The sequence below is a fragment of the Microbacterium sp. genome, assembly GCF_047607225.1.
Taxonomy (GTDB): Bacteria; Actinomycetota; Actinomycetes; order Actinomycetales; family Microbacteriaceae; genus Microbacterium.
Window position 1 is genome coordinate 15,014 of the sequence record NZ_JASGDO010000068.1, and the last position, 19,610, is coordinate 34,623.

Sequence of the window (19,610 nt, forward strand, 5' to 3'; positions counted from 1 at the left end):
GCGAAGCCTGCGGAGGGCGTCCTTCTTTCGGGTGAGACGGCCGGCACGTGTTCCCACTCCCCGGGAAGCCGTCCGAGGGCGGTACTGGCGCTCCTGCGCCGCCTGGTGTGTGAAGTTGTGCAACCGGCCCGGTGAGCCCCTCGTCAGAGAGGTGTCGGTGACGACCGGTTCGTCTCGCGGGGGCTCAGCCGACCTTGTGAAGCCAGACGACGGGTGCGTCGTCGCTGGCGTGGCGGAAGGGTTCGAGCTCCTCATCCCACGCCGCGCCGAGGGCGACATCGAGTTCGCGCTGGAGCTCCGCGACGTCGCCGGCCGCGATCTCCATCGCATAGCGGATGCGGTCCTCGCCGATCACGACGTTGCCGGCCGTGTCGGTCTGGGCGAAGTGGATGCCCAGGCCCGGCGTGTGCAGCCAGCGTCCGCCGTCGCTGCGAGGCGTCGGGTCCTCGGTCACCTCGAACCGCAAGTGTTCCCACCCACGGATGGCGGTGGCCAGGGCGGCGCCGGTTCCGACGTTGCCCTCCCAGTAGAACTCGGCGCGGCGGCTGCCCGCGAGCACCGGCTGGTCGGCCCAGTCGAAGTTCACGGCATGACCGAGGGCGCGTCCCACCGCCCACTCCAGGTGGGGGCACAACGCGCGTGGCGCGGAGTGAATGAAGATCACTCCACGCGCCTGATGTGTCGCCATCGTTCTCTCCGTTTCGTCAGGTACGTCTTCCCCTACGACCTGAACGGTGCGAGCCGATGTGCGGCGATGTATATGGTTGTGCTCTCAGTATGACGGACGCGCTGGAGGAATGACAAGCCTGTCATTCCTCTCGCCCGCGCGGGGAGAGGCATCACTGCGGGCCGGAGCAACGCCCCAGCGTCACACTCCCCCGAGCAGACGCTGAACGCCCCGCCGGAGGCGCTATCGTGACTGCATCGTTGCGCATGTATCTACTTTCGGATACACATGTTCAAAAGGTAGCCCACGCGGGAAAGGAGCCACCGTGTCCACCGGCCCGGGGATCGTACTGGAACTCATCCGCACTGGTCAGGCGACCACGCGGAAGGCGCTGATCGATCGCCTGGGCTGGTCGCGGGTGACCCTCGCTCGTCGTCTTGACGACCTGCAGACGGCGGGGCTGATCACCACGTCGGGCGCGTTGGATTCGTCCGGCGGGCGCCCGCCCCAGGAGCTCGCCGTCGCGAAGGATGCCGGCGTGCTGCTGGCCCTCGACATCGGAGGCTCGCACACGCGTATCGCCGTCACCGATCTCGTCTCGGAGGTGCTGTACGAAGACGAGGCTGACATCGGGAATGACGACGGCCCGGAGGACATCTTCGAGTGGGCGAGGCAGGTGTACGACTTCCTCCTCGCTCGACTCGGACGCACCCGCGCCGACGTCGTCGGGATCGGCATCGGCGTGCCCGGTCCGGTCGACCCCCGCACGGGCGAGCTCGGCCTCGGCCAGCCCGACCCCCGGTGGGACGGCGTGCACGTGGCCGAGGTCTTCCGTGATTTCTCCGGCCTCGTGGCCGTGGGGCGCGACGTGCAGGTCCTCGCCTCCGCCGAGGCGCGCCTGGGATGGCCGGGCTACTCCGACCTGATCGTGCTCAAAGTCGGCATGGGCGTCAGCTGCGCCTTCGTGACGGAGGGGCGCATCGTCCGCGGGATGCGCGGCGGCGCGGGCCAGTTGAGTGCACCGCGTTCCGCCGGTGAGCGCGGCCCGCTGCGCCCGCTCGAGGATCTGGCCAGCGGCCGGACCATCTGTGACCGCCTCGCGCTCGAGGGCGTCTCGGCGCGCACGAGCGCCGACATCGTCGCGCTCGCACAGGCGGGCGACCCGCGCGCCGTCGACGCGCTCATCGACGCCGGCACCATCATCGGAGCTGCGCTGGCCGACACCGTGGGCCTGTTCAACCCCGAGGCGGTCGTCATCGGCGGCAATCTGCAGGATGCCGGCGATCGCTTCCTCGGCGCGATCCGTAGCGAGCTCCTCGGCTCCGCCCACCCTTATGGCCGACGCGGGCTCGTCGTCGAGCGCGGCCGCCTCGGTCGCCGCGCGGGCGTGCGCGGCGCTGCTCTTCTCGCCCAGGACCACGTGTTCGACATCGGTCGCATCGACAACTTCCTGCGCTGATGCTGACGGACCCTGCTTCCTCCGCGATCTTTAGATCAGTACTGTACAAAAGGCGCGAATCTCGCTATCGTGGGCGCTGACCTACCGCGAGCTCCACTTGCGACGACCACAGGAGGACGGATGAGTTTGGCCGATTGGCTTCCCGAAGAGGCCATCCGCACGCAGGCACACGCCGCCGATTGGCGCGAAGCGATCACACTCGCGGGCGAGTGCCTGGTCGCCACCGGAGCGACGATCCCGGCCTACACCGGGGAGATGATCGAGACCGTCGAACGACTCGGCCCCTACATCGTCATCGCTCCGGGCATCGCCCTGGCGCATTCGCGCCCCTCGCCGGCGGTGCAGCGTACCGGCATCAGCTGGGTGACGCTGGCCGATCCCGTTCCCTTCGGACACGAGGAGAACGACCCCGTACGCCTCGTGCTCGGTCTTGCGGCGACCGACCACGACGGGCACATCGGAATGATGTCCCAACTCGCGACCACCATCTCGGACGAGGCGCTGCTCGCCGACCTCCTGGCGGCCGACTCGCCCGCCGACCTCCGACAGCGGATGCATGCCCACCATGCGCCGGAAACGACCACGGAGTTGCTCAACTCCACGGAAGGGGAACACGTATGAAGATCGTCACGGTCTGCGGAATGGGTATCGGAACCTCCGTGCTCCTGAAGATGAACGCCGAAAAGGCGCTGCGCTCACTCGGTGTCGACGCCGATGTGGAGGCGGCCGACATCGGCACGGCCCGCGGAGCTGCTCGCACCGCCAACCTCGTGCTCACGTCCGCCGACCTCGTTGAAGAACTCGGCGAGGTGCCCGCCACGGTCGTCGTGATCAACAACTTCACGAGCGTCGACGAGGTGACGCAGAAGATCAGCGCCGCACTCGAGTGAGTCGGGCCTGAGCCCAGAGATCATCGGTGCGGGGACTCCTCTGCACCGTCCCACGGCCACGGCATCGTGGTCGCTCCACCCGCGGCGCTTCCTCGCGCCCGCGATCCCGTCATTCAGGGAGGCATCCCGCCTCCGTTGCAGAAAGGAACCCCACAATGGAGTGGCTCGTCGCCATCCTCGACTTCATCGGGAAGCAGATCCTCAACGTTCCCGCCTACCTCATCGGCATCATCACCGCGATCGGTCTGATCGCGCTCAAGCGCAACACCGGACAGGTCATCGGCGGCGGTCTGAAGGCCGCGATGGGCTTCCTGATCCTCGGCGCCGGCGCCGGCGTCGTGGTCGGCTCGCTCACCCCGCTCGGCGACCTCATCCTCAAGGTCACCGGTGCACAGGGCGTCATCCCCACCAACGAGGTCATCACCGCCTTGGCGTCCGAGAAGTACGGCACGCAGGGCGCGTACGTCCTGGTCCTCGGATTCATCGTGATGCTGCTGCTCGCGCGCTTCACTCCGCTGCGCTACATCTTCCTCACCGGTCACCACATGGTGTTCATGTCGATCATGCTCACCGTCGTGATCTCCACCGGTCTCGGTGCGGAGCTGGGCTGGCTCGTCGTGCCGCTGGGCGCTGTGCTCCTCGGCGTCATCATGGTCGTCATGCCCGCCTTCGCGCAGCCGTGGATGCGCAAGATCACCGGCGACGACTCCATCGCCATCGGCCACTTCGGCACGCTCGGCTACATCGCCGCCGGTGCCGCCGGACAGGCGACCGGACGTCGCAGCCGCTCGACCGAGGAGATCAACTTCCCGCAGGGTCTGCGCTTCCTGCGCGACTCGATGGTCGCCACCGCGCTCTCGATGGTCCTCATCTACTGGGTCTTCGCGATCTGGGGCCTCATCGTGCTCCCGCAGGCAGATGCCCTCGCCATCTTCGGTTCGGCGGACGCGGGCGCCTACATCATGGCGGCCTTCGCCCAGGCGCTGCAGTTCGGAGTGGGTGTGGCCGTCATCCTCTTCGGTGTGCGCACCGTGCTCGGTGAGCTCGTGCCCGCCTTCCAGGGCATCGCCGAGAAGGTCGTCCCCGGGGCCAAGCCGGCTCTGGACATCCCGATCGTGTTCCCCTACGGCGCCAACGCGGTGCTGATCGGTTTCATCTCCTCGTTTGCCGGTGGTCTGCTGACCCTCGCCGTGATCGCCGCGTGGCTGAACCCGGTGTTCGGTCTCGCGCTGATCCTTCCGGGTATGGTTCCGCACTTCTTCACCGGTGGCGGCGCGGGGGTCTTCGGCAACGCGACGGGCGGTCGTATCGGTGCGGTCGTCGGCGGGTTCGTCAACGGCATCCTGATCACGATCCTTCCCGCTCTCCTGCTGCTCGTGTTCGGTGAGCTCGGATTCGCGAACTCCACGTTCGGTGACGCCGACTTCGGCTGGTTCGGTTCGCTCATCGGCGCCGGGTTCATCGGCGGACCGATCGTCGGCGCGATCCTCAGCGTGGTCATCGCCGCAGCGCTCGTGGTGGGAGCGTCGGTCTTCCAGCGTCGTGTCGTCGACACCGGCTGGGTACCCGGCAAGGCTCGTGACGACCGTTTTGCGGCCGAGGCCGCAGCCGCGAAGGCGGACTCAAAGTAAGCGAGACCTTTCACGCCGACCGCCCTCCCCGCTGACACCGTCGACGGGGAGGGCGGTCTCTCGTTCTGCACCGTCGGAGTCGCTGCGGCCGAGGGTCCCCGTTACTCATGCGGTCGAGGTCCGCAGAGCCGGTTCGCTGCGTCTCGTCAATGACCTCGCCGCGTGACTCGGTAGTGAGGCGGGTCATCGAGCGTGTAGGGCGGGTGGGACTTGAACCCACGATCGTCGGGTTATGAGCCCGCTGCCTTGACCAGCTTGGCCACCGCCCCTCCCGGCGTGAACGCCGGCCACGGCCACTGGGCCGCTCCCCCCGAGCTTACCGTCGTGGGTCTACCGGCGCGGCCGGAGATCCTTGTCGTCATCGACGGGAGGGTCGGGCCAGACCTTCGACACGGCCTCGGTGATGCGGATCGAGCCGGTCTTCGTCGTCGGCACATCGGAGGGTGAGCCGCTGCTCCCCCTCGTGATGGGGATCTCCTGGCTGTTGCTCACGACCTCGGGGTGATAACGAGCGAGCTGGAACACGCCGGCGACCGCCAGAGCACCCGCCGCGGCGAATCCGATGTAGGCCCCGAAGGGCGCACCCTCCGCCTCGCGCAGCACGACGAGCCCGATCACGATGGCGATCATGGGGTCGACCACCGTCAGTCCCGCGATGACGAGATCGGGCGGGCCCGACGCATACGCCGTCTGCACGAAGTACGCGCCGACCGCGGTCCCAGCCAGGAGGGCGGCGACACACAGCAGTGTGAGCCACTCGAAATCGCCCGAAGAGATCCGGCTGATGACGACCTTGGCGAGCGTCGCCACGAAGCCGTAGACGATGCCCGCGGCGACGATGTAGAAGAGTGCGCCCATGCGGTGGCGGAGCCAGGCCCACAGCCCCGAGAGGACCAGCACGACCGCCGCGAGGATGATCAGCACCGTGATGAGCTGTCCGTCTGAGATGGGCGTCTCGGTGGCGTACAGGGCTGCGATGGTGACGAAGACGAGGATGCCGCCGACGCACATGGTGATGGCCGCGATGGAACGGCGGGTGGGACGGTGCCCCGAGATCCGTGCGTTGAGGAGTGTCGTGATGACCAGTGAGACGGCCCCGAGGGGCTGCACCAGGATGAGGGGGGCGTAGGTGAGCGCCGCGAGCTGGCAGACGATGGCGAGGCCCAGCATGAGAGTGCCGACGACCCACGACGGACGGCGCAGGAGGTTGAGGAGCTGCCCACCGGTGAGACCGGTGCCGCCATCGACCTTCGTCAGGCGCTCGACCTTCTGCACGCCGCGGTGCTGGTACTGGGCGCCGAACGACATGAACACGGCACCGAGGAGGGCGAGCGGGATGCCGATGAGGATCCCGGGGTCGCGAAAGACCCCCACGAGTTCCTCGGTGAGGTCATCGATGGCAAGCTCCGCGATTCCCACCCCTCGACACTAACGGCAGCGCGCCTGGATAGGCTGAGGACGTGGCTGTTCTCCCGATTCGCATCATGGGCGATCCCGTCCTGCACGCTCCCGCCAGTCCCGTCGGCGAGGTCGACGACGAGGTGCGTCAGCTCGTGGCCGACATGTTCGAGACGATGGATGCGGCTCCCGGGGTGGGTCTCGCGGCGCCGCAGGTCGGCGTCGGGCTCCGCATCTACACGTATAGCTACGAGGACGACGCGGGTGCGCCGTGGCGCGGTGTCATCCTGAATCCGGAACTGTGGATGCGTCCGCTGGAGCCGGGTGAACCGGACCCCGACGAAGAGTCCGAGGGTTGCCTTTCCGTGCCCGGGGAGCGTTTCCCGCTCCGCCGGTCCGACGCCGTCCTCGTCACCGGCATCGATCTCGACGGCGCTCCGGTCCGTATCGAGGTCGATGGCTGGCGCGCACGCATCATGCAGCACGAGTTCGACCACCTCGACGGCGTGCTCTACATCGACCGCTTGAGCGGCTCCGACGCGAAGACCATGCAGAAGATCGCGCGGAAGCGCGGGTGGGGGCGTCCGGGGCTCTCGTGGATGCCGGGAGTGGACGACCTGGAGGCCTGACGCGTTCACAGGGCCGACCGCGTCGCCCGTGCCGAACGATCACGCAGCACGGAGGAGGGAACAGCCGGCTGGTACGCGCCCGTCGTGTCATTCTTCCCACAGGAGAGATCTCGGGTGCCACGGGGAGCGATGAACGGACGACCGAAGGCCGCCTCTCAGCTCTGACTGAATGGTGTGTCCGGTAGCCGCAGCGGATCAGCCGGCAGCGCCGCGCCGATCTGCGATGCTGCCTCTGGATCCTGGTAGGGGTGAGTGGGTCGACCGCGCCCCAGTTGGGCGTCGGAGTACTCATCCGAGGCGTAGAGCTCGGGCGTTCCCGTGCGATGAGGTCTGGAAACAGAGAGTGCCGCGATGAGAAGCAGCCCAACTCCGATCACTGCGGGGAGAACCCAGATGGACCATCGAAGGGCCGTGGCGGTCAGACACAGTCCCAGACCACCGATAAGCACAGCGACGATCCCTATCCTCCGCCAGCGAATCGAAGCCATGACCTCACGCTAGCGCTCCTGCCGCGAGGCGTCACCACAACGACGCCGTGGTGCAGTAGAGGAGATCTATGCGAAGGCTCCCGGCGTCGTCGAGGCAAAGAGAAACGGCCTCGAGGTGGAGCTCGAAGCCGTTTGGCTCCCCGGCTTGGACTCGAACCAAGAACCTATCGGTTTCATGACGGGCAACGTCATCCCGGTTGACTTCGGCCAGCCCCTCCGAGCCGTCACGCCGGCCCCGATCGTCGCGATCGGGGGTGGACGATGATCACCACTGGACAGACCCCTGACGAGCCTCAGATGGTCCACGAAGTGCGGGTCGCGCTCGACAAGCTCGTGCGGGACCAGATGGCGCTCGGCGAGGACTACCTCGCGGTGTGGAAGACGATCGAGAAGATCGCGGCGGCGCGAGGATCCCGTCAGTGAGCGTCGCGCTGCTCACGGTCGAGGCAGTGGCGTGGTAGCGGAGGTCATCCCGTTCCCGTACCGTGACGATCGTGTGAGCCCGGGGGCCGAGTCTCGAAGGAGAGACATGCCCCTACACTCCGACCCCGTCGACGCTTTCGAGCAGTGGATGCTGTCGACCAGTCGATCAGCCGGCACAGTGAAGCTCCGCATGCGGTACGTGCGCGAGCTCGCCCGATCGGTGGACCCGCTCACGGCGACATGCGACGACATCGAACGTCTGCTGTTCCGGCGCCGCGACGACGCTCCTGAGACTAGGAAGTCGGCCCTGTCGTCGTGGCGGCTGTTCTACGCCTTCGCCGTGCGGAAGGGACTCCGGCTGGATGATCCGACGCGCGACGTCGAATCCGTGCGGGTGCCGGTGAGAGTGCCGCGAGTCGCGACCGATGAGGCGATCGAGAGAGCTCTCGCGAGAGCGACGGCTTCGCAGCGCGCGATGGTGCTGCTCGCGCGCTACGCCTGTCTGCGGCTCACAGAGTTGACGACTCTGCACACGCGGCACCGCGAAGGCGACATGCTCCGCATCATCGGGAAGGGTGACAAGGAACGGATGGTCGGCGTCAACACCGAACTCCTCGCCGCGTTGCGAGCGCTCGAGTATGAGCAGGGGGCCGGCTTCTACTTCCGCGGGCTCACCGGACCTCATCTGCATCCTCAGTCGGTGCACAAGATCATCTACCGGCTCACCGGCTACAACCCGCACGCTCTGCGCCACGCTGGCGCGACGGCGGCATACAACGCGACGAAGGACATTCGCGCGGTTCAGGCGATGCTCGGTCACGCGTCACTCGCGACTACACAGCGATACCTTCACCTCGACGCGGAGGCGCTGCGAAGGGTGGCGGCGGCAACAGTGATCCGGCCCCGGTTCGACGACCGGGTCGCGGCGTGACGCTACGCCTCGCCGTTGTTCTCCTTGCGGATCCGGAGCGCCTTCTCCGCACCGCCCTCGAGCTGCCACACGGAATGCTCCCGGAGAGCGGCGAGCACGGCCCAGTAGACGATGAAGTACAGAGCCATGAGCGAGACGAGCGCCCCGCCGATGATCCACAGAACGTTGTCCATGCGGGGAGCCTAGCGGCGTAACCACGTGCAGGCGTCCGTATCAGACCCGTGGACGCACGAAACGCCCCACCCGGCCACCCTGACATGGGGTGAGCCCGGTGGGGCGCTCTCTGGGGCATTTGTCGGTGGTCGCCGCGTACGATGATCACCGGCCGGGGAACAGGAGGGATCCCACGGTCATGGGAACGAACAGGCGCTATGCGGACGCCGTCGACCGGCAGATGAATGAACGGGTGCTGCAGACGATCGCGCGGGACGCTCCCCTGCAGTCGCTCACCGACACCGAGCTCCGCCTCGATGAGATGCCGCTCACCGTTGACCCGAAGCCCCACCGTCGGGTGCGGGCGTGGGTGAGGTTTGGGAACGTGCCCGTCCAGGTCGACGCGGTCGCCGCCCGGTGGACGCCCTCGGCGGTCGGGATCATGTTCACCATCGGGGAGCAGACCCACCGCTGCTGGGTGTGGGTCGGGGCCGTCGACGAGATCACCGCCTCCTAGGCTGGACCGTATGCCCGCCGCACGCATCCGCCTCGTCGAGATCCGCACCATCGACCTCGAAGGTCACTCACTCGCCGAGATTGAGCAGGCCGCGCGGAAGGCGACGCCGGCGGGGTGGGAGCTGCTGTCGGCGCCGGTGACGATGATCAAGGGCTCGACGAAGCTCACGGCCGTCGCGACGATCGCGCGCCGCGACCAGGTACGGGAGATCGAAGCGCCCACGAGGGAGCAGCTCGATGCGCTCGTGCCCGACGGGTGGCAGATGCTCAGCGTCCGCGCCGACTAGGACCCCGGAAACAACGAAACAGCCCCTCCCGCGCCGAAGCGAAGGGAGGGGCTGTCTCATGGGGATGGCTTCACTCGAAGCCGGTTGGGGTCTTCGTCAGGATGCGGACGAAGTCGAGTCCGGTCGCGGTCTTCACCGCGATCGGGAGGTGGGGGTGGGTGAGGGTCACGGTCGTGAACCCGACGAGCGAGTCCCCCGTTCCGGCCGGTGGGAGCAGGGACACCACCGCGTAGCCGACCTGGGAGTCCCCCGGGGGTGGAGGGTCGGCGAGGCCGACGACCGTGTACCCGATCAGGGAGTCGGTCATGCCGACCTCGCGATGATCCCCAGCGCGTGCGTCCCCGCGCCGAGACCCGTGAACGTGTACGGCGAGGTCACACCCGTCTGCTTCAGCGTGAAGTCGCCCTGCAGAGGCTCAGCCGTGTGCGCGATCATCGCGTCGTAACGGACCGCGCCGGACACCGCCGCCCACGTCACCGTCGCCGTCCCATCCGTCCCCGCGATCGTCGTCGGATTCACGTACCCCGTCACCACCGGTTCGGGGGTGTCGAGCGGGTTGCTGAACGGGCCGATCAGATCCGACGCGTTGTCGTCCCACGCGTGTGAGTCGAACTTCGCGGCCGTCGCGGTCGCGGTGATCTTCCCCCGCTGGATCTTGTCGATCGTGGTGCTGGTCCCCACGTTCGCGGTCGTCGACGAGTAGATCGTCTCCACCGGTGTCGTCGAGTCGCCCAGGTAGTAGGCGCCCTTGATGACCCCGTTGCTCGACGTGGTGCCCGGCTTCGCGTACAGCTCGAGCCGGTACCAGGTGTTCGCGAGCAGCGCGTTCGCCGCCGTCCACACGCCCGACGTGCCCGACGCGTCCGACAACCGCAGCTTGTTCGCCGCGTTCACGTGCCACGACACGAGACGGGTGGAGCCGTTCATGAATCGCAGCAGGTGGAAGTCGGTGCCAGGCAGCGCGTCCAGCCGGAAGTACACGCGCGCCGCGACACCGGCCGCGGCGGTCACGTCGGACGTGAAGTACTCCGCGGCGGCCGTCGCGCCCGTCTGCCACCCGAGCGCCCCGTGCATCGCCGCGGCCGCCTTGTACGTCGGGCTGCCCGTCCCACCGATCGCGGAGAACGCGGTGCCGGACGCGCCGCCACTGTTCGCGACGGTGATCGCCGTGTCAGCGGTGCCACCGTCATGCGTGTTGAAGAACCGTGTCATGGCTACTCCTTGCTGAAGCCGGCGCCGAGGGGCTGCCGGGTGAACGGGGACACGTCGAGCAGAGCTCGCACGTCGCTGGGGATCGGGGCCGCCGGGGTGGTCCCGGCCAGCGCGAGCGCCGACAACGCGCCGACGGGGCGGCTGGTGAACGGTGCGGTGACCGTCGCCCACCTCGACCCCTTGTCGCCGGTGGCGGTGTTCCACGGGACGGTGTCGTTGTAGGGCGCGCCGGTCGGGGTGAAGTAGACGACCGTCTGCCCCGCCGGGGACTTCCACCCGAGCACGAACCGCGCCGGGTGGGTGCCGTCGGGGCGGGCGTAGAGGTTCCCCTCGAACTTCACCCCGAACTCGCTGCTGCTCTTGACGTTGTTCTCGTCGTAGAACGCCATCATCGACGACTGCACCTGGTCGATCCCGGCGGCGCCGATGATCGCGTTGTTGCAGAACTCACCCGACCGGAAGTCCCACGTCATGTCCGACTCGTAGAACGACGCCGGCTGCCGCGGGTCCCGACCGAACGACCCCTCACCGAACGGGAACCGCCACCCCTGACTGAACATCACTCCGCGTTCGGCGTTGATGATCGTGTTGAACCAGGCGCGGCACCGGTTCGACCCCTTGATGTCGATCGCGGGGCAGTTGTGGGGGCGGCGGCCGGACGGGGTGTCGGTGGAGTAGATGCCGTTGTCGACGAAGATGTTGTCGACGATCAGCGCCGAGTCCCCGATCTCGTATAGCACGCCCGTGCCGTAGTTCCCGGTGAACCAGTTCCCGTGCACCTTCCCGCGGTAGCAGGACTCGTCGTACCAGACGCCGTGTCCCCGGTTGTCGATGAACCGGTTCGTGCGGATCGTGAGATCCCAGGACCGGCCGACCTTGATCGCTCCCCCATCGGGGCCGTAGTTGAACCGGCGGAAGTTGGTCTGCTGGAACAGGTTCCACTCCACCAGCCCGCCGTCGGCGTAGTTCAGGCCGACGCCCTTCCGCCCGATCCGTCGGAACGTGTTGCGGCGGATCACCGGCGCGAGGCCCGTGAGGTGCACGGCGTAGTCAGACATGTCCTCGAAGGTGCAGTTCTCGATCGTCACGCCGGCCGCGTCGATGTACAGGCACCCGAAGTCGGGCATCGTGTTCGCGTAGCGGCGGAACCCGATCCCCCGGATCCGCGTCCCGGACCGGCTGCTCGAGCCGGCGCGGGACAGCTTCGCGATCCGGACTTCCTTCCCGGCCGGGTTGTCGCCGATGACGTACGCCGTCGACGCGAACATGTTCCGGTTCGTGCCCGAGCTGTTGGGGTAGGAGCCTTCGACGAAGAACTTCCCCGGACCGACCTCCGCGAGCGTCCGCACCTGCGTCAACGGCACCCCGTCGAGGAGCACCATCTCCGGCCAATGCGCGATCGGATACGTCGACATGATGAACGACCCGTACGAAGACGACGTCTCCCCACGGACCTGCGTCGGCGCCCGGTCGAGGGTGTGCGCGAACGGCGCCCGCCACTTCCCCGAGTCGTACGACGCCCACCCGGTGACGACCACGGACCCGTCGAACCACACTTCCTCACCCGGGTAGGGCTGCAGGGTGATGTTCGACGCGGGGAACGTGAACCCGTTCCCGAGGCCACTGACCTGCGTGCCGCCCTCATGGTAGGAGCCACCGCGGACCACGACGGTCCCACCGGCCGCGGTCACGCTGAGCGCCTTCTTGATCGACGCGTACGGCGCCGCGAGCGTCCCCGACCCGGTCGAGTCGTTGCCCGTCGTCGACACGAACACGGCACCCGCCGGCACCGGGTACGCCCCGTCACGGGCCCCGTACTCCGCGTGGGAGTACACCGGCAGGCCGATGCCCGACAGGCTCCCGTCCTTCTGGCGGATTAGCAGCGCGGTCACATCGCCTCCAGAGTCGCCTTCGACGCGATCCACATGTCCCCATCGGGCATGTCGGGCTCGGTCGCGATGTCGGTGTGCGGCGACAGCCACAGCCCCAGCACCGCCCCGGACACGCGTGACGGCCACCCGTCGTCCCAGATCATGACCGCGAGGCCACCGAGCAGAGACGAGGAGCCTCCACCACCGCCGAGCGCCGCGGCCTGCACGATCGCGGCCTGCACGTCTGTTGCGGTCACTCCCCCACCCGGGGTGAACGTGATCGCGGACGCCGGGTGCGTGTGGTCGCCGCGCGCCGCGGTCGACCCCGTCGTGCCGAGCGCGAGGTTCGATGACCCGTCGCCCGTGCCCGCACCGATCGCCGCGCGAGCCGCGGCCGCGTCGTCCGCACGGAGCAGTGAGAGCACCTGAGCGGAGAGCACGGACGTGCCGTCGCGGAGAGTGCCGACGTCCTGCACATGGTTCGCGGGCGGGAACTCGGACGGCCACGTCGTCGGAGCTCCGATGATCCCGGAGCCTCCGGTCGGGTTCGCCCAGATCGGCGCCGACCCCGGACCGGTCGACGTGTACACCTGGCCCGACGTCGACCCGATGACCGGCACCGGCGGGCCCGCGGGGAGCGCGCCAGCGTTGACGGTCTCCCCGTTCGACAGGCCCACCATGAGGTTCCCGTCGGAGACGTTCACCGACACGATGCTCACGCCGTCGCCGCCGGCCGCGCCCTGCGCGACACCGGCATCGAACGTGTCCCCGTCCTGGGTGGTGATCACCAGGTGCCCGGTCTCCGGGTCGATCGTCGCGGACTGGATCACGCGGCCGACCTTCGACAGGTACTCGTAGAACGTCGCCTCGTCGCCCACGAAGCCGCCCTCCACGGCGGACTCGTACGCCGACTTACCCGGCTCGCCCTTCCGGCCGAACACGGACGTCAGACGCGTCTCGAACCCGCCCGACTTCAGGATGATCTCCGTCGGGTCGCCCTCCACCCGGAACTGCGGGAGCACGCCCGTCGGGGAAGAGACGAGCGCGGACAGTGCCGCGCCCGACGTCGCCTCGAACACGGCCAGCGGCGTCGACCGGGACAGGTCCGTGGGGAGGTACGCCTGGAACGTCGCGCCCGCGATGATCGTGTTCGTCGCCGGGTCGATCGCGAGGTTCAGGTCGAAGTAGTCTGCCATCACCCCTCCCCTGCGGACTCATCCGCAGCGGCGTCGTCGCTCTCGACGAGACCAGCGGCGACGTACTCGACGGGGATCCCGTTGTGGATCTTGTCGAGGTACGCGTCGGCGGCCGCCCACGCGACGGTGATCAGGCTGGCGCCGGCCGTGGCGGCGACGGCGAGCCAGTCGACGCCGAGCACGGACAGCCCGATCGTGCCGACGATCGCGGCGCCAGCACCCCGCGCGGCCTGCGCGGCAGTCTTAGCGGCGGCGCGCTTGGCGGCGAGCTTCACTTCCGGGGGAACGATCTCGTTGGTCATGACTTCTCCTTGCTGGGACGGGATGGGTACGGAGGCATGTCGTCGACGTCGAGGCAGGGCGCGTCGATCATCTGGCGGCGGTGGATCCGCAGGGACTCCTCGAGGACGTCCGCCCACCGCTCCCACCAGTCGCGATCCGCGCGCGCCTTGTTGCGCTCCGCGATCGCCTTGTCGACCTCCGCCCGCCGCTTCTGCAGGTGACCGGCGATCGCGTCGCGGGTCACGTCGAACAGCTTCATGACGATGCCGCCGACGACGGTCGAGGTGAGGATGAGGGTGATGATCTGGGTCTGCTCCATCACGTCCCCCGGGGCTCGAAGCTGTACTTCCGGATCTGAAGCCACCGGATGTAGCCGACCCCCGACGCGAACACGATCACCCCGAACTGAGTGAGCCGGGATCCGCTGGACGTGAAGTGCAGAGAGAACACGACGAGGCCGTAGATCGCGAACCCGGCCCACATCAGGACGATCGACAGGCGCTCCGCCCACCACCACCCGGGGAAGACGGTCAGCATCCCCCCGAAGCCGCCGAGGATCCAGAACACGGACCACGCGACCGAGAGCGGCTGCCCGAGCTCGCCGGCGATGGACGTCGGCGGGACGAGCAACGTCGCGATGCCGGTGCCGGTGAGCACCGTGTACAGCACGAAGTACGCGGCCTTCATGTGCCGGGGCTCGGTGATCGAGTCCCACAGCCGACGAACCCGTAGGATCACTTCAGGAACTTCCGCGAGACCCACACCTTCTCGCCGCCGACGCGGATCCACGCCCACTTCGACGACTCCGTGTTGGAGTCGGTGCCGAGGATCTCGACCTTCGTCCCGTGCTTCAGCGCGCCGAGCACCTTCGAGCCCTTCACGTCCTGCGGCACGTTGCGGTAGTTCAGACGCGACCCGGGCGTGTTCACCGTCCGGAACCGCCAGATCAGCCGGGACGCGAGCACGTAGCCAATCGCGCCGTCGACGATGATCCGCTCGAACTTGCCGACCTTCGCGCCGACCGTGGAGACCTTCTCGTCCTTGCGGAGGATCCGCAGCGCCGGCGCATCCGTGTCGGGCGCCGCGTACACCTTCGTCGACGACGTCGCCACCTGCGCGGTCCGCTGCGTGGGGATCGTGAGCGTGTCGCGGATCAGCGGCGCCGGGTCGAAGTACGACGCGCCCACCCGCTGGTAGGCGCCGTCGGCGTGGGTGGTGACCACCAGGTGCAGGTGCTGACCGTTCCACAGGGTGCCGCCGTACCCCTCAGAGCGGGGGTTACCGCTCCACGCGAGCCGGCCGATGACCTCCCCTGCCTTCACCTTGTCGCCGACCTTCGGGAGCTTCTGCGACGACAGGTGGCAGTACGCGAAGAACAGCAGCCCGACCTGCACCACGACGACGTACCCCATCGTCGAGGTCTTCCGGACCCGGACCACGCGCCCGGCACGCAGCGCCGGCACGTCCCCGGTCGTCGCGATGTCGATCCCGATGTGCCGGTACCGGACGATCGTGTAGGCGAGCCCGAAGGCCCAGAACTTCCGAGACACACGCGACTTGTAGAACGCGGCGAGCAGAGCGGACATCATGCCTCCAGACATGCGAAAGCCCCCGGCGCTGCGGGGGCGGTGAAAGTGAGGGCGGACCCGATCAGGTCGGGAGCATCGCCTGGAAACTGAGCGAGAAGTCCATCGCGGTCGATGTCTCGTTGAACACCTTGATCGTGATCATGTTCGACGTCCTCACCCACTGGATCCCGAGGTTCCGCTGCGACGGCTGAGCGATGACCGAGTATCGGGTGTTGTTGCCGGGGAGCGAGATCGTGTACTCCCTGCTCTGCCCCGCATTGAGGCGCTGCCCGGACCACTCGTCGGCGAACACGCCCAGGTTGAACAGCGCTTCCATCCGCGTACTCGCGCCGGTGCCGCCACCAGCGATACCGATCGGGTACGCCATCCGTCCGAGCGTGCCCGCCGGCGTCACGACGACCAGCGACTCCTCGAATGACCCGGGGTTCACCTTGGTGTACGTGCGGTCATAGATGAGCGAGCGGGGCGCGTACAGGCGGGGTCCCGCGTTGTCCGACCCGACGCGGAGGAACTGCACGCCGGACTTGATCTCGGCCGGGTCCGGGACGCCGGTGAGCCGCGAGTACGGGATCAGCGGCTCGTCTTTCGTCTCGAACCACACCGCGACGCCGCCCGACAGGATCCGCGTCCACACGCTCGCACCGATCCGGAGCTGCGTGCCCACGCGGCTCATGTAGTTCCGCACGAGGAGGTCGTTCGCGAAGAACCCGCCGTCGCCATGCCACACGCGAAGGTCGACGAACTCCTGCGGCGCCGTCTGCCCGGCGGTGAACCGCACCAGCCACAACGGCTGCTCGTCGAGGGCGCCCGGGCCGACCGCGCGTGACGGGAGCGCCTTCGATGCGCTGCCTGTCTTGATCGCGACCGTTGTCGCCTTCACGGCCCCCCACTCGCGGCGGAGCACGATCATGTCCCACCGGGACCCCGACGACACCGCAGCACCGGACACCGTGACCGGCGAGTCGATGTTGTCCAGGATGCCCGCGCCGCCGGCCTCACCGGGCGCGATGACCACCTGCCGGTCGCCGGAGCCGGCGGTCGCCGCCAGCGAACCGGGACCCCCGAACACCCCGTACGTGCCGCCGAGGTGCGAGGTGATCGCCGCCCAGTCGGTGTAGTTGATGTCCTTCTCATAGCCCTTCGACGTGATCGCCACGGCTCACCGCCTCCCCTGCGCGCGCAGCCCGCGCGCCATCTTGCTGATCGCGGCCATCAGTTGGCCCTCTTGAGACACCTGCAGGGTGCCGATGTGCGGCTTCACGGTCTCCCCGTTCTCGGGGTCATCAGTGAAGGTGACTTGGCTGATCACGTCGGTCGTTTCCAGCGACCCGAGCTTCAGCGGCACGAGGTCGCCGAGGTGGTACTCGCCGTACTGGAACCACTCGCCCTCGTTGAGGTCGACCGACACCGCCGCGGTGGGTGCGCCGGCGGCGAGGACCTCGGCCGCGTCGGTCGCGAGGTCCTGCCCCGTCGACGTGCCCGCATCCTTGAACACCTCACGGATCCGCTTCCACTGCGCCTCACGCGCCGTGTCGATGAACCGGCCGAAGGTGCGGCTCGTGCCGCTCTCCCCGTCCCCGACGATCACGCGGGTCGCTGTCGGCGCCGTGTACTCCCACTCGTACGACTCGATGAGACCCGAGTCGACAGTGAGCTGGTTCGTGTGCGTCTTCCCACGGGTGACGTCCATCACCCCGTCGATCAGCGACCACGTCAGCCGCTCCGCCTTCACGAGCTCCACGAGCCGGTCGAACAGCGGGTGCATGCGGAACTCGGCGCGGACCGTGCGAGGAGACCCGAGACCCGTCGACGGTGGGATCGTCCACCCGTAACCCAACCGAGCCGACAAGCCCGCCGCGACCGCCTTCACGACCGTCTCGACCGGTCCCGTGTAGCGGGCGAACTCCGAGGTCTGCGCGGTGATCGCCGCCGCCGGGTTCGGCCACCCGAGGTTCTTCAGGTCGGCGAAGTCGTCAGCGAACACGATCGTGCCCTGCCCGACCGGACCCTTCCCGCCCTTCTTCGACAACGCGCCGGTCATCAGGACCTCGCCGGAGCGATGCGCCCGCACACGCGTGTCGTCGTCCAGGACGTCCCACACGTCGCTGTCGTCGTCGAACGTGAGCGTCGCGGTAGACACGTCGTTCCACAGCAGATCAACGACGCAGCGGGCCGGGTACGGCTGCCTGCGGAACGCTCTGGCACCGTCGAGGAACTCGAACTCAATCATCAGAACGCCCGGAAGTACAGCGGAGTGAGCTCCATCGCCACCGACCCCGTCCCGGACGCGCCGATCGTGATCTTCGACGTGCCCTTCGCCGGCACCGGACCGTACGACTGGAACCCGAGATCCCGGCGCGCATCGACACCATCGAGGACGGCGGACAGGCGTCGAGGGTCCGTGTCCACGCGCAGCACGCTCCCCTCCACCAGCTCGAACGGCACCGCGAGCGTCTTCCCGTCGACGGTGACCGACACCTCGTCGAACGGGCCCCGGAACGTCCACACGGGGAACGCGTCCACGTCGCCCGGGTTGTCGACCGTCGCGTTCGCGAACGTCGACGACTCCGACAGGTGGAAGCTCGGCGCCCCGTCCTCGTCGATGAAGTCCACGGGCTCTCCCGCGCTCCACGGGTCCGGGGCGATCTTCTCGCCCTCCCAGAACGGCTGCGCCGCCTCGAGGACGACGTCGTACTGCGCCCACTCGAGCAGCAGCGGGTCGACCTGGTACGCGTGGTCCCCGTCGAACTCGCCCGTGAGGCGGAGGGTGCGGGTGTGCCCGTTGACGGTCACCGCCCACACGCCCTCGTTGAGCGGGTGGATCGAGTTGAAGAACGCGTCGTACGCGGTGAACCAGTCCTCGGCGCGGGAGCGGCGCTCGACCATCACAGGCCACTTCACGGGACGCTTCCCCGCACGCCACCCCCGCAGCCGAGACCCGGGGATCCCCCGAGCCTGCGACTCGAACTTCGTGATCGGAGGGTTGTGGAGGCCAACGAGCCCGCGGGCCTCCATCATCACTCCCTGGATGCCGTCGTGCAGTGACCACACTGACCCGTCCCACCCTGTCCACGTCATCTCGACGGACGAACCGTCGGGAGCGACGACAGGCGTCGGGGACGCGAGTACGATCACCATTCGGCAACCTCCTGCCCGAGACCTTGCATCGCGTGAGACAAGCGCCCCGTCATCTGCCGGTCCGCTTCGACACGCATCCGCCCGATCAGCGCACCATCCTGGTCACGAACGACGAGCGTCGACGGCATCACGACCTGAGGAGCCGAGTCGAACCCGGACGCCGGCGGCCCCTGATAGGTGAACTGCGGCGACGTGGGACGCATCCTCTTCAGACGCTCCACGTTCCCCTGCCCACCCCACCGGTCCACCGACGCCGCGTCCCACACGTTCTCACCGTTCGACAGCCACGCCTGGATCGAATCCGACGTGGACGTGCCCGGGCCGATGATCGGACCACCGCCGGCCTTCTTCACGCCCGCCTTCAGCGCGTCGGTGATCTTCGAGATGATCCGAGTCGTCTCCGTCTCGAGCTTCTTCTTGATGTCGTCCGCGTTCTTCTTCGCCGCGTCACGGTCCTTCTGCGCCTCCGTGATCAGAGCCGCGAAGTTCGCGTCCGCGACGGTCTGACCCGCCACCGCCGACAGGGACCCGATGTTCCCGTACGACGCGTTGATCTGAGACACCTGCGACGCCGTCGCACCCAGCAGCGCGTCCGCGATCGGCTCCCCGTTCTCCACGCCCAGCAGCGCGAGCTCCTCGAGCAGCTTCGGGTCGAACTTCTTGTCCGCGAGGCGCTTCAGCTTGTCGCCGAAGCCCTTGATCCGCGCCTCCGCCGCCTTCGTCCCAGCCAGGAACGAGCCGGCCGTCGGCTTGGTCGTGACCTCCTCAGTCGACACGCCCTCGAACTGGTACGTGCGGCCGCCGACCGTGACCGACTGCTTCTGCACCTTCGAGCGGGTCTCCGTCTTCG

Annotated in this window: 24 protein-coding genes and 1 tRNA gene; 9 read left to right on the forward strand and 16 right to left on the reverse strand. The window is 68.1% G+C overall.

Features of this window, described 5'->3' with window-relative positions; translation table 11 throughout:
• Window positions 1-184 precede the first annotated feature (184 nt).
• Window positions 185-688, reverse strand: a complete 504-nt coding sequence (locus QM591_RS13965; RefSeq protein ID WP_067160199.1) for a DUF3145 domain-containing protein — start codon at window positions 686-688, stop codon at window positions 185-187.
• Window positions 689-992: 304 nt separating this feature from the next.
• Here QM591_RS13965 and QM591_RS13970 point away from each other — a divergent pair, with 304 nt between their 5' ends.
• The 4 genes from QM591_RS13970 (at window position 993) to QM591_RS13985 (ending at window position 4,647) form a co-directional block, all read left to right on the forward strand.
• On the forward strand, window positions 993-2,126 hold the full coding sequence (locus tag QM591_RS13970; RefSeq protein ID WP_415133087.1) for an ROK family protein: 1,134 nt from the start codon (window positions 993-995) through the stop codon (window positions 2,124-2,126).
• Window positions 2,127-2,246: 120 nt separating this feature from the next.
• Window positions 2,247-2,747, forward strand: a complete 501-nt coding sequence (locus tag QM591_RS13975; protein WP_415133089.1) for a PTS sugar transporter subunit IIA — start codon at window positions 2,247-2,249, stop codon at window positions 2,745-2,747.
• A complete protein-coding gene (locus QM591_RS13980) occupies window positions 2,744-3,016 on the forward strand; it encodes a PTS sugar transporter subunit IIB (protein ID WP_415133091.1) in 273 nt (90 codons plus the stop codon). Before QM591_RS13975 ends, QM591_RS13980 begins: the two co-directional genes overlap by 4 nt.
• 155 nt (window positions 3,017-3,171) lie before the next feature.
• Entirely contained in the window at window positions 3,172-4,647 is a 1,476-nt protein-coding gene (locus QM591_RS13985) for a PTS ascorbate transporter subunit IIC (RefSeq protein ID WP_415133093.1), read from the forward strand.
• 195 nt (window positions 4,648-4,842) lie between these two features.
• Here the strand turns inward: QM591_RS13985 and QM591_RS13990 are convergent.
• Window positions 4,843-4,916: transfer RNA gene (locus QM591_RS13990), tRNA-Ile, on the reverse strand.
• A 61-nt stretch (window positions 4,917-4,977) separates the two neighbouring features.
• Window positions 4,978-6,060, reverse strand: coding sequence for a DMT family transporter (locus QM591_RS13995; RefSeq protein WP_415133132.1), 1,083 nt, complete (start codon window positions 6,058-6,060; stop codon window positions 4,978-4,980).
• A gap of 47 nt (window positions 6,061-6,107) precedes the next feature.
• Here QM591_RS13995 and def point away from each other — a divergent pair, with 47 nt between their 5' ends.
• From def to QM591_RS14010, 3 genes are all read left to right on the forward strand, one after another.
• A complete protein-coding gene (def, locus tag QM591_RS14000; protein WP_415133095.1) occupies window positions 6,108-6,674 on the forward strand; it encodes a peptide deformylase in 567 nt (188 codons plus the stop codon).
• Window positions 6,675-7,423: 749 nt separating this feature from the next.
• Window positions 7,424-7,585: a hypothetical protein gene (locus QM591_RS14005; protein ID WP_415133097.1), complete on the forward strand. Its 162-nt coding sequence runs from the start codon at window positions 7,424-7,426 to the stop codon at window positions 7,583-7,585.
• 106 nt (window positions 7,586-7,691) lie between these two features.
• Entirely contained in the window at window positions 7,692-8,516 is an 825-nt protein-coding gene (locus QM591_RS14010; protein ID WP_415133099.1) for a tyrosine-type recombinase/integrase, read from the forward strand.
• Between the two features lie 2 nt (window positions 8,517-8,518).
• On the opposite strand, the gene QM591_RS14015 is transcribed toward QM591_RS14010, so the two are convergent.
• A complete protein-coding gene (locus tag QM591_RS14015) occupies window positions 8,519-8,689 on the reverse strand; it encodes a hypothetical protein (RefSeq protein WP_415133101.1) in 171 nt (56 codons plus the stop codon).
• A 179-nt stretch (window positions 8,690-8,868) separates the two neighbouring features.
• Between QM591_RS14015 and QM591_RS14020 the strand changes: the two genes are divergently transcribed.
• Together QM591_RS14020 and QM591_RS14025 are read left to right on the forward strand one after the other, a co-directional pair.
• On the forward strand, window positions 8,869-9,186 hold the full coding sequence (locus QM591_RS14020) for a hypothetical protein (RefSeq protein WP_415133103.1): 318 nt from the start codon (window positions 8,869-8,871) through the stop codon (window positions 9,184-9,186).
• Between the two features lie 10 nt (window positions 9,187-9,196).
• Entirely contained in the window at window positions 9,197-9,472 is a 276-nt protein-coding gene (locus tag QM591_RS14025; RefSeq protein WP_415133105.1) for a hypothetical protein, read from the forward strand.
• Between the two features lie 70 nt (window positions 9,473-9,542).
• Here QM591_RS14025 and QM591_RS14030 read toward each other — a convergent pair whose 3' ends face one another.
• From QM591_RS14030 to QM591_RS14085, 12 genes are all read right to left on the reverse strand, one after another.
• Window positions 9,543-9,779: a hypothetical protein gene (locus tag QM591_RS14030; protein WP_415133107.1), complete on the reverse strand. Its 237-nt coding sequence runs from the start codon at window positions 9,777-9,779 to the stop codon at window positions 9,543-9,545.
• Window positions 9,776-10,684: a hypothetical protein gene (locus QM591_RS14035; protein WP_415133109.1), complete on the reverse strand. Its 909-nt coding sequence runs from the start codon at window positions 10,682-10,684 to the stop codon at window positions 9,776-9,778. The genes QM591_RS14030 and QM591_RS14035 overlap by 4 nt, the downstream gene beginning before the upstream one ends.
• Before the next feature lie 2 nt (window positions 10,685-10,686).
• Window positions 10,687-12,576, reverse strand: a complete 1,890-nt coding sequence (locus QM591_RS14040) for a right-handed parallel beta-helix repeat-containing protein (protein ID WP_415133111.1) — start codon at window positions 12,574-12,576, stop codon at window positions 10,687-10,689.
• On the reverse strand, window positions 12,573-13,751 hold the full coding sequence (locus QM591_RS14045) for a hypothetical protein (RefSeq protein WP_415133113.1): 1,179 nt from the start codon (window positions 13,749-13,751) through the stop codon (window positions 12,573-12,575). The genes QM591_RS14040 and QM591_RS14045 overlap by 4 nt, the downstream gene beginning before the upstream one ends.
• Window positions 13,751-14,053: a hypothetical protein gene (locus QM591_RS14050; RefSeq protein WP_415133115.1), complete on the reverse strand. Its 303-nt coding sequence runs from the start codon at window positions 14,051-14,053 to the stop codon at window positions 13,751-13,753. The genes QM591_RS14045 and QM591_RS14050 overlap by 1 nt, the downstream gene beginning before the upstream one ends.
• Window positions 14,050-14,355 carry a hypothetical protein gene (locus QM591_RS14055; protein ID WP_415133117.1) on the reverse strand — a complete coding sequence of 102 codons (306 nt, stop codon included), beginning with the start codon at window positions 14,353-14,355 and terminating at the stop codon, window positions 14,050-14,052. Before QM591_RS14055 ends, QM591_RS14050 begins: the two co-directional genes overlap by 4 nt.
• Window positions 14,352-14,771 (reverse strand): hypothetical protein, encoded by a 420-nt coding sequence (locus QM591_RS14060; RefSeq protein ID WP_415133119.1) that lies wholly within the window; start codon window positions 14,769-14,771, stop codon window positions 14,352-14,354. Before QM591_RS14060 ends, QM591_RS14055 begins: the two co-directional genes overlap by 4 nt.
• Complete coding sequence (locus QM591_RS14065; protein ID WP_415133121.1) at window positions 14,768-15,619, reverse strand: SH3 domain-containing protein; 852 nt, start codon at window positions 15,617-15,619, stop codon at window positions 14,768-14,770. Before QM591_RS14065 ends, QM591_RS14060 begins: the two co-directional genes overlap by 4 nt.
• Before the next feature lie 64 nt (window positions 15,620-15,683).
• Complete coding sequence (locus QM591_RS14070; protein WP_415133123.1) at window positions 15,684-16,778, reverse strand: hypothetical protein; 1,095 nt, start codon at window positions 16,776-16,778, stop codon at window positions 15,684-15,686.
• A gap of 3 nt (window positions 16,779-16,781) precedes the next feature.
• Window positions 16,782-17,852, reverse strand: a complete 1,071-nt coding sequence (locus QM591_RS14075; protein WP_415133125.1) for a Gp37-like protein — start codon at window positions 17,850-17,852, stop codon at window positions 16,782-16,784.
• Window positions 17,852-18,760 (reverse strand): hypothetical protein, encoded by a 909-nt coding sequence (locus QM591_RS14080; protein WP_415133128.1) that lies wholly within the window; start codon window positions 18,758-18,760, stop codon window positions 17,852-17,854. The genes QM591_RS14075 and QM591_RS14080 overlap by 1 nt, the downstream gene beginning before the upstream one ends.
• On the reverse strand, window positions 18,754-19,610 hold an 857-nt coding region (locus QM591_RS14085; RefSeq protein WP_415133130.1), incomplete at its 5' end, for a hypothetical protein. The genes QM591_RS14080 and QM591_RS14085, both read right to left, overlap by 7 nt.

Bases quoted from the DNA above. Each gene is read 5' to 3' on its own strand.
- QM591_RS13965 (WP_067160199.1), bottom strand. From the start codon at position 688: ATGGCGACACATCAGGCGCGTGGAGTGATCTTCATTCACTCCGCGCCA.
- QM591_RS13975 (WP_415133089.1), top strand. From the start codon at position 2,247: ATGAGTTTGGCCGATTGGCTTCCCGAAGAGGCCATCCGCACGCAGGCA.
- QM591_RS13980 (WP_415133091.1), top strand. From the start codon at position 2,744: ATGAAGATCGTCACGGTCTGCGGAATGGGTATCGGAACCTCCGTGCTC.
- QM591_RS13985 (WP_415133093.1), top strand. From the start codon at position 3,172: ATGGAGTGGCTCGTCGCCATCCTCGACTTCATCGGGAAGCAGATCCTC.
- QM591_RS14005 (WP_415133097.1), top strand. From the start codon at position 7,424: ATGATCACCACTGGACAGACCCCTGACGAGCCTCAGATGGTCCACGAA.
- QM591_RS14010 (WP_415133099.1), top strand. From the start codon at position 7,692: ATGCCCCTACACTCCGACCCCGTCGACGCTTTCGAGCAGTGGATGCTG.
- QM591_RS14015 (WP_415133101.1), bottom strand. From the start codon at position 8,689: ATGGACAACGTTCTGTGGATCATCGGCGGGGCGCTCGTCTCGCTCATG.
- QM591_RS14020 (WP_415133103.1), top strand. From the start codon at position 8,869: ATGGGAACGAACAGGCGCTATGCGGACGCCGTCGACCGGCAGATGAAT.
- QM591_RS14025 (WP_415133105.1), top strand. From the start codon at position 9,197: ATGCCCGCCGCACGCATCCGCCTCGTCGAGATCCGCACCATCGACCTC.
- QM591_RS14030 (WP_415133107.1), bottom strand. From the start codon at position 9,779: ATGACCGACTCCCTGATCGGGTACACGGTCGTCGGCCTCGCCGACCCT.
- QM591_RS14035 (WP_415133109.1), bottom strand. From the start codon at position 10,684: ATGACACGGTTCTTCAACACGCATGACGGTGGCACCGCTGACACGGCG.
- QM591_RS14045 (WP_415133113.1), bottom strand. From the start codon at position 13,751: ATGGCAGACTACTTCGACCTGAACCTCGCGATCGACCCGGCGACGAAC.
- QM591_RS14050 (WP_415133115.1), bottom strand. From the start codon at position 14,053: ATGACCAACGAGATCGTTCCCCCGGAAGTGAAGCTCGCCGCCAAGCGC.
- QM591_RS14065 (WP_415133121.1), bottom strand. From the start codon at position 15,619: ATGTCCGCTCTGCTCGCCGCGTTCTACAAGTCGCGTGTGTCTCGGAAG.
- QM591_RS14075 (WP_415133125.1), bottom strand. From the start codon at position 17,852: ATGATTGAGTTCGAGTTCCTCGACGGTGCCAGAGCGTTCCGCAGGCAG.
- QM591_RS14080 (WP_415133128.1), bottom strand. From the start codon at position 18,760: ATGGTGATCGTACTCGCGTCCCCGACGCCTGTCGTCGCTCCCGACGGT.